Source organism: Limosilactobacillus portuensis (assembly GCF_014838735.1).
Taxonomy (GTDB): domain Bacteria; phylum Bacillota; class Bacilli; order Lactobacillales; family Lactobacillaceae; genus Limosilactobacillus; species Limosilactobacillus portuensis.
Genome location: NZ_JABUXQ010000042.1, coordinates 1 through 8020 on the forward strand (window position 1 = coordinate 1; position 8020 = coordinate 8020).

The 8020-nt window shown below is 38.3% G+C and carries 6 protein-coding genes and 4 pseudogenes; 5 read left to right on the forward strand and 5 right to left on the reverse strand.

Annotated features, from left to right (window positions below; translation table 11 throughout):
• Positions 1-547: pseudogene (locus tag HUK49_RS09995) on the reverse strand (UPF0236 family transposase-like protein); the annotation flags it as partial.
• 150 nt (positions 548-697) lie between these two features.
• On the opposite strand from HUK49_RS09995, the pseudogene HUK49_RS11580 reads away from it, so the two are divergent.
• Together HUK49_RS11580 and HUK49_RS10005 are read left to right on the forward strand one after the other, a co-directional pair.
• A pseudogene (locus tag HUK49_RS11580) lies at positions 698-1985 on the forward strand (ISL3 family transposase).
• A gap of 39 nt (positions 1986-2024) precedes the next feature.
• Positions 2025-2470, forward strand: a pseudogene (locus HUK49_RS10005) (replication initiator protein A); the annotation flags it as partial.
• 81 nt (positions 2471-2551) lie between these two features.
• Here HUK49_RS10005 and HUK49_RS11375 read toward each other — a convergent pair.
• The 4 genes and pseudogenes from HUK49_RS11375 to HUK49_RS10020 form a co-directional block, all read right to left on the reverse strand.
• Positions 2552-3205, reverse strand: coding sequence for an ISL3 family transposase (locus HUK49_RS11375; protein WP_006917131.1), 654 nt, complete (start codon positions 3203-3205; stop codon positions 2552-2554).
• Complete coding sequence (locus HUK49_RS11380; protein WP_235981127.1) at positions 3168-3464, reverse strand: hypothetical protein; 297 nt, start codon at positions 3462-3464, stop codon at positions 3168-3170. The genes HUK49_RS11375 and HUK49_RS11380 overlap by 38 nt, the downstream gene beginning before the upstream one ends.
• A 600-nt stretch (positions 3465-4064) precedes the next feature.
• A complete protein-coding gene (locus tag HUK49_RS10015) occupies positions 4065-4238 on the reverse strand; it encodes a CsbD family protein (protein ID WP_191912024.1) in 174 nt (57 codons plus the stop codon).
• Between the two features lie 162 nt (positions 4239-4400).
• Positions 4401-5152, reverse strand: a pseudogene (locus tag HUK49_RS10020) (UPF0236 family transposase-like protein).
• A 1174-nt stretch (positions 5153-6326) separates the two neighbouring features.
• Between HUK49_RS10020 and HUK49_RS11385 the strand changes: the two are divergent.
• From HUK49_RS11385 to HUK49_RS10035, 3 genes are all read left to right on the forward strand, one after another.
• Positions 6327-6413: a hypothetical protein gene (locus HUK49_RS11385; protein WP_225435680.1), complete on the forward strand. Its 87-nt coding sequence runs from the start codon at positions 6327-6329 to the stop codon at positions 6411-6413.
• A gap of 461 nt (positions 6414-6874) precedes the next feature.
• Entirely contained in the window at positions 6875-7081 is a 207-nt protein-coding gene (locus HUK49_RS10030) for a hypothetical protein (RefSeq protein WP_191913618.1), read from the forward strand.
• 266 nt (positions 7082-7347) lie between these two features.
• Entirely contained in the window at positions 7348-7917 is a 570-nt protein-coding gene (locus tag HUK49_RS10035) for a metal ABC transporter solute-binding protein, Zn/Mn family (protein WP_235981129.1), read from the forward strand.
• Positions 7918-8020 lie beyond the last annotated feature (103 nt).

The following is an 8020-nucleotide window of genomic DNA, read 5'->3' on the forward strand; positions in this document are numbered from 1 at the left end:
CATAAATGCATCGCCCTCAATAGTTAGGTGCTTGGGAATTTGGCGATGAACGGTCTTTTGTTCATTGCGCTGACTTTCTTTAGCTACCTGGCTACCTAACTCATGCACGGCATGCATCACCGAATCTGCCGTAATTCCACTATCAAAGACCAGATTCAAAATATTTGCCGTATTACGCATCGTTGTGGTCTGAGCGATTTTCGCCATCATCATTAAGTAATGCGGTGATAAACGTCGCCGTGGCTTCAGCTGGAGCTTCCGATCAAGATAAAATTCATGCCTACCCAAACCCGTTTGATAATAACGTCGCCGAAAGGTGACAGGGCCGAAAATGCAGTTAAGGGTCCGTGCTTGCTTATTAATTACTTGGTAATTAGCCGGTGTCTAGGACTTCAAGCTTTGATCCAATTCCTCCATAAAGTTTTGCATCAAAGTTTTGCATCATTACTTGGCCTAAGCGGAGGACGCCGTTTAAAATCACCTGTTCAGTTTCAAATAAACTATCAGCTTTTGCCAAATTACGATCGATTTCTGTTAAAATAGTCATGAGGGAAGACCTACCTTTGTTTAGTATTCAGCACACTAAAGGCTACCGGTCTTTTCTTTTTTTTTGTAAATAAGCAAATTGGTATAGAAAAAAGGATTTTCACGACCAGATGATTTATTCATCCAACCTATGAAAATCTTACACTAACACTTGGAATTAGATGAAAAACACTTTGCGGAGACTATTGAAGATCAGGGCGATCGAATCGTTATTCACTTCATTCAATCTTATCCATTACGCTGCCCACGCTGTGGCCAGCCCATGCTTAAAAATGGTTTTAAGACGGTCAACGCTCTTGGACCATCGCTTCACTATAAACCGACAATTTGGTCCATTCGGAAACAAAAATACCTCTGTAAACCTTCCGCTGACTGTCCGACCATGGTTACTAAAATTGCCACAGTCAAAGATATTGATTACTGCAACCACATTGCCTGGGCCATTAAGCAACGGGCAATGATGCTTCTCACGACTAATCAATCGCAGAAAGACTTGGCCAAGAGCCTCGGGGTTTCTGATTGGACGGTCCGCCGGGTTATCACCAGCCTTGATAGCTCCTTCAAGCCCAACTACCGTTGGCTTCCCCGGCACCTGGCTTTTGACGACTTTAAATCTGGAAAGATGGCACCCAGTGGAATGAGTATGATTTTGATGGATATTAAACGTCACCGAACTTTGGACATTATTCTTTCCCGCCGTAATCGTTACTTACGGAGCTACTTTCTTCGTTACGACCGTTCAGCCCGCTTAGCTGTCCAGACCGTTACGGTCGATTTATACACTCCTTATCGGCGCCTAATCCAAGAACTATTCCCGAATGCTATCATTCTTGCGGATCACTTTCATGTCGTTGCCCAGGCCTACCGTGCTCTTAACCAAATTCGGATTCAAGCAATGAATAATGCTGGAAAAGGGAACTCACTAATGGCGGGCGCTGAAACACTTCTGGAAACCCATCCTAACCCCAGCCAGTAAGCTGAGACACAACAACTACTGGTGTCGAGCTAACTTCGGCTATGCCAAATTGACCGATGTCGAAGTTATTCATCGCTTGCTCAATTTTGATGAAGATCTTGCACAGGCTTACCGCTACTACCAAGACTTAATCTTCGCCGTCAGTCAGCGAAGTCATAGTCGACTGAACCAACTGCTGACTACCAAGCTAACGGTGCTTCCGCAGCCCCTGCAAAAGGTACAGCGGACATTACGCCAACACAAAAAAGAAATTCTGTACAGCTTTAAGTATGAGGCTTATACTAATGGCCCCGTTGAGGGCACTAATAATAAGATTAAGGTCATCAAACAGGTTGCCTATGGATTCCGAAACTTTGCCAATTTCAGAATCCGGATATTGCTTGCGCTTCCTAACACTTATATCGCCATTAACTGGAAGAACAAGCAAACAGCCCGTGCCAAAGTCCAGGCACGAGCTGCTTAACAAAACTTATTTGATTTTCTTATCAGTACTTCTTGACGAAGAGCCAAAAATTTCAATTATTATGAAGCCGATAACGTATATGGAGCCTTATTTTTCCAGTTTCCTAAGGTATTAATGTATGGCGAGCAATACAAGCATTTAAGCAGTGACGCTAAATTAGCCTATATAGTACTGAAAGATCGGCTAGAGTACTCTTTGCGCAATCATTGGGTTGATGAAAAAGACCACGTCTACTTTATTTTTACCAATCAAGAATTAATTAATCTGTTTAACTGTTCGGAACATAAAGTTATTAAAATAAAAGTTGAACTTAAATCAGCCAGCCTACTCTTACAAAAACAAATGGGATTCAACCCAAAGACTAAAAAGAATGAACCGAATCATCTATACCTTTCTAAGCTCGATGTAAAAGCTACTGATGTTTATTTAAGGGGCGAATATTGGCAAAAAAGCCTGAAACCCTTGCTACAAGCGGAACTGCAAAAAATGCAGTTAATCTATATAAAGACTATAAAAGGCTCTGTGTCCAATACTGTTGATGCGAGCAATAAAAGTGGTATCCACTATTAAACTTGGTACTGCTTTTTTGTTCTCATCATTCGCAAATTAATTCTTGCTATTAAGTGATTGAAGTTTTGCAGGCTGAAGGCCGTGCGCTGGATTTGTTTAATCATGCGGTTAGTGCCTTCCAATGGACCATTAGATTCATCGCTTCCCGCCGCATTAAGCACTATTTCTAAATTTCGGCGTAATGTTTTAATAACAGTCGCTATTGGCTTGCTAAGCTGATCGTAATGATAGTTATAGAGTGTCTCTGCCAAAGTATCTTTGTTACGTGTAGCTAGATCATTCATAACATCATGCATAACGACGTAGTCGTTATTTAGCTTGGCATCTAACTCGAGTCCTAGGCTAATCCGTTCATTAATCTTTACTTTTTGATGAATATGACGATCATAGTATTCGTTGTTATCGGTGAGAGCATGGTCGTTTTTGAGGTATAAACGCCAGAAAAATTTGAGAAGTTTATATTCAAGCGATTGATATTTATAACGTTTCATCCACTGACTACGATACTGATTAAATGCTCTGGTAATCATGGCGATAATATGAAAGCGATCAATGATGATTTTGGCATTGGAAAAGAGTTGATAAACAATGTCTTGATAATAACTATTAAGATCAATCGTAATGGTTTCGACCCCTTTGACGAGCGGCAAGATCCACGCATTCAAAGTATTTGATATTGGAAGACTTGAAGCGATTAGAAAGGATTTTAATAATGCGATGGTTATTACTGCCATCGATACAAATAAAGTGTAATTGATGATGAACCCTGCGAAACTCGTCAAATGCCAGATGTTTCGGTAGCGTGGTCGGAAATACGGGATTATCATCGATTAATCGACCAACGGTCGATGGAGAAACATTGTTATCCGTGGCGATACATTTTTGAGTGCGATCATCTTGTAAGTTCATGATCACTTTAGCCTTGGTTCGGTTAGAAATGTTACAGTATTTATCCACTAGCGGAATTTTAGCCGTGATCGTATGACCACAATTTTGATCAAAACCGGGTGACTAGCATTGTCACTGGTATAAGTAATTGTGGAGATATAATTGCCATTATGTACTAAAGCTTCAAAGCCACAAAGGTGGCAGCGCTTTTGATGAATAAGTAACGGTGCTTTAACAATGCGGGCCTTAAGATTTTGGAGAAAAGTATAAAAACATCATCAATTTTAATATTTGGGTCTTTAATTTCTAGTAAAGAACGAATAGAATCATTAGTTAGGGTCATATCGATTTCCTTTCTTTAATTGTGGTGGGTTCTGTAATATACGTTTCATCACACTTAACTTCATCAAGCATTTGTTCACGACTCACATGATCTAACCCTAGATATTTCAGAGTCATATTTTTTGATTAGTTGCTAATTAGTGACATGAATAAATCAATGTTATCAAGTAAAAGAAACATTCTCGCCGCTGTAGATTACTACAACGGCGAGAATGCATAGCTCAAACATTTTAGATTTCTAAAATGTTACCTTATACGAGGCATAGAGCCCCCCTCAATTTACTTATTAAATTTACCCTTAACATCTTCGGCGACACTTTCTGCAGCTTCTTTTACCTTGCCGACTGTTTTCTCCAGGATTCCTTCGGCTTTCATTTTCTTGTTATCAGTAACGTTACCTGCTCCCTCTTTTACTGTTCCTTTAATTTTATCTACTGTTCCATTATTTGACATAATAAAATTCCTCCTTGACTCTTCTTCACTACTTCCTAAACTTCTATCTAATTATAACATAGGCAGATTATAAAATAAAATAGAACTCTATCCAAAGCATCTGTTGTGTTTTCATAGGTAGCTTTTAAATAGGTAGTTTTAGTGGTTTAGCGTCTTAAAAAGTTATTCCATTGATTTATTTATCGCAGTGTTAATCGGAATTATTCCTTGCACTGATCTGACTGATGGATTTGTTGGTGCTTTTCTTAGAAACTCTCCAGTTTAGATATGAATTTCATTTAATAGGCTTGTTTGAGTTACTCTAGAAAGAATAGTTAATTGTTATAAGATTGTATTTAAACTAGCTTTGTAGTTGCCGTTCATTCTGACTTCAATTAAACCGATCAGGGCTTTAGCCTCCCTGCCTAGTCCATGACTTACCCTGTTTTTCCATCCGGTAAGTAAAGACCTGGTGAGAACTTTATACTGAGCAGATTAAATTAATATCCTTAAATTCGCACATTTGTGGTAAGCAGGTCACTGCCAATCCTGCTGTCCAAACAAGGTTCGAAATATAGGCAGTATTGCGCATTGTGGTTGTCTGAGCCATCATCATTAAGTAGTATGTCGATAAACGGCGACGTAGTTTGATTCTTAATTGTTGGTCTAAGATAAGATTCACGTTTCTTTAGTTCATCCTGATAATACCGCCGTTGAAAAGTTACCGGGATAAAGATAAAGTTAAGCGTCCGTGGTTGCTTATTGATGACTTGATAGCATGCTGATGTTTGGAACTTTAAGATTCGATCTAAACTCTCTAAAAAGTTTTATATGATTGCTTGCCCTAACTCCAGCACTCCTAAAATAATCTATTCAGCTTTAAATAAACTGCTTGACTTCACCAAATTCTGCTCAATTTCTGTTAAAATATCCATGAAGGAAGACCTGTCTTTGCTTAGTATTCGACACTAAAGGCTACAGGCCTTTTCTTTTTTTGTAAATATGTAAAATGGGTCTACAAAAAAAGATCTTCACGACCAGATGAATTATTCATCTAACCTATGAAAATCTTACGCTAACCTATCCGGACGAAAAATTGGATAGAAAAATGGCCATGAGCCTAATAGTATTTAAAGTGATGAGCTATAAGTAATAGGACTCCATTACCTATGATGCACATTTAACATTATCGGATATAACTATCATTAAAGCCAGCTTAATGATAATCATTCTTAAAAGAAAATTACCAAATAAATAGGTATATCAGTTTGATTATTAACTATGAGTTAAAGCGTTGCACTAAGTTGCATTGCAACGTCAAACAAGCCTAGAAAAAAATTCATCGAGAAGTTGGTGCACCGAGGTCATGAATACCCTCAAACAGAGTATATAGAATTGTGTTCATATTTTCCAGATACCGTTCCAAAACCTTCATAATGGGATAGATAAGGGCTGGCCGGAAATCAGGTGTTTACCGGATGTCAGGGTTTGATGCCGAAAAAGCATAATGACCTCGACTCGTACAAACACGGAGTGAAGTTCGTCAATCAATGTACGGACGAATCTAACTTACGTTAAGAGATTTATCACTCTAGCACTCTAGAGCCGATACTTTTCTCTCGGTAAGAATCGAGTATGAGGTGTTGGTCACTCTACAGATCCTAAATCACGGCTGCTGGTTATTCGGTGCCTACTAAGTTGCGATAGTAAGGCGATGACAAGGCATTATCAAAAGTGAAAATCTATGATAAATTTTGTGGCTTAGAGTACCTCTAGAACCTATAAGCTAGTTTATTGCCTGGCTGGAAGACGATGCGACCAAAGAATTTATTTGCTTGATTAAAGCCATAAAAAAGCTTAAACAAATTAAGCAACGTTTTTTGTTTTGAGCGAATTCCATGGACAAAAGTGTATTTATAATGTCTGTCTAAACTGCAGTTGTCGCAAATAAAGAAAGTAGTAATGGATGAATATTTGGTTTCTTATCTTGAATTGACGGGTAAGATTAAGCGCCTAAGTAAACAGCTGGAGGATCTTTAACATCGGGAACGCTACTAGGAACCCATTTCTAGACTCCGGTGTTTCAAGGGAATCGATACTGTAGCCACAATGACCATTCATGTGGAAACTTCGGATTTTTCAATATTTCTAAACACTAGAGCTTATACCGCTTACCTAGGTTTAACCCCTAGTTAGCACTCTAGAGTGAAGAATATAAACTTAGGCCGGATTACTAAGCAAAGTAATTCGACAATCATTACGACCTTAATTGAATCAGCGCAAGGATTAGTAAGTAAAAAGGCTAAAAAATTAAAAACACGGTAGAATAGTCAATAAGAAAGAGCAATTAAATATGAAGATCGAGCCGTTAATCGACTTCATAAACGTTATGAACGAATGCTTCAAGCGGGGAAACCTAGAAATGTGTCTATTATGGCGATTGCTCAAGAAACTAGCTTGCTTTATTTGGGGTATGGAGAATGGCAAGATTGCGTAATTAATTGATTATACTTTAGAGTATTTTAGATACTTGACTGTACCTATAGAAGAACCCCAGAAAGCTTTACGGTCTACTACCTACGCTGTCTCGCTTTCTGGCATAATTGGGAATTATTGACCATAGCTCTAACTATTCATGATCTACGTTGGAAGATTATATGAGCTTTACGACGGTGGTAATCAATCCACGAATAACAGAATGGTTAACTGTCGACGGATCATTTTCTAAGGCTTTTCTATGGCAAAATGGCCAGATCGAAATTTCTACTCGACAATGGTCACTTCATAACAGTGAGTATGATTTCATCATCGTCATTGATTATCATGTTTTAATTATTGTAGAGGATGTGGTGATTTGTGGTTGATTAAAACTAGAAATACTATATAAGCAGATTTCAGTATTCGGTAAATTCGAACTCTGAAGCCTTATTTATGTTTGGCAACGGCTTGCTCGTTGCTGTAATCATTCCATAAAGGCTTCATAACGGCTCGCTTCTTTAGTAATTATTCAGTTTAGACTTACATTCAAGCGGATAGTTCGTTAAAGTATAAATTACTATTAATAGTAATCGTTACGATTAAAGGAGAAAAAATAAAAAAGTGTTTTATTAGCATAGGATGTCTAGGTGGCTTGCTAGTTATTACTCTTGCCTTATCTTTTATTCCGTTTAAAACGAATAATTCTGCCCAAAAGCCAATCCGGGTAGTTACCAGTCTTAATTTTTACGGTGAAACAGCAAAAGAGGTTGCGGGAAAGTACGGTAAAGTAACTTCAATTATTGATAATGCGTCTGTTGATCCTCATGACTACCAGCCAGGAACTGCTCAGGCAAATCAAGTAGGGAATGCCAATGTGGTTATTGAAAATGGCTTGGGTTATGATGAATGGCTGAATAAGGTGGTTAAGTCTAATAGTCAACGTTATTCCCCAAAAGTAATTAATGTGGGGCAACTAATGGGGAAGCGTTCGGGTGATAACGAGCATTTATGGTATGAAGCAGTAACAATGAAAAAGTTGGCTCAGCGATTGGCTAATCAATACAGTAGGATTGATCCAGCGCACCGTGATTATTATCAGCAAAATACTCAGAAATACATTGCTTCCCTAAAACCGCTGGACCGAGAAATTGCTCAAATTAAAGCGAATGTTAATTCAGAAAATAATAAAGTGGCAGTTAGTGAACCGTACAATACCCCTTAGGGTTGACACTTTAAATAATAAAAGTGTGAATCCTAGGGGGTGTTTTGCATTGTAAGTTATTCAACTATTGAAAAGCTTAAATTACTTCATGATTATCAGAAAT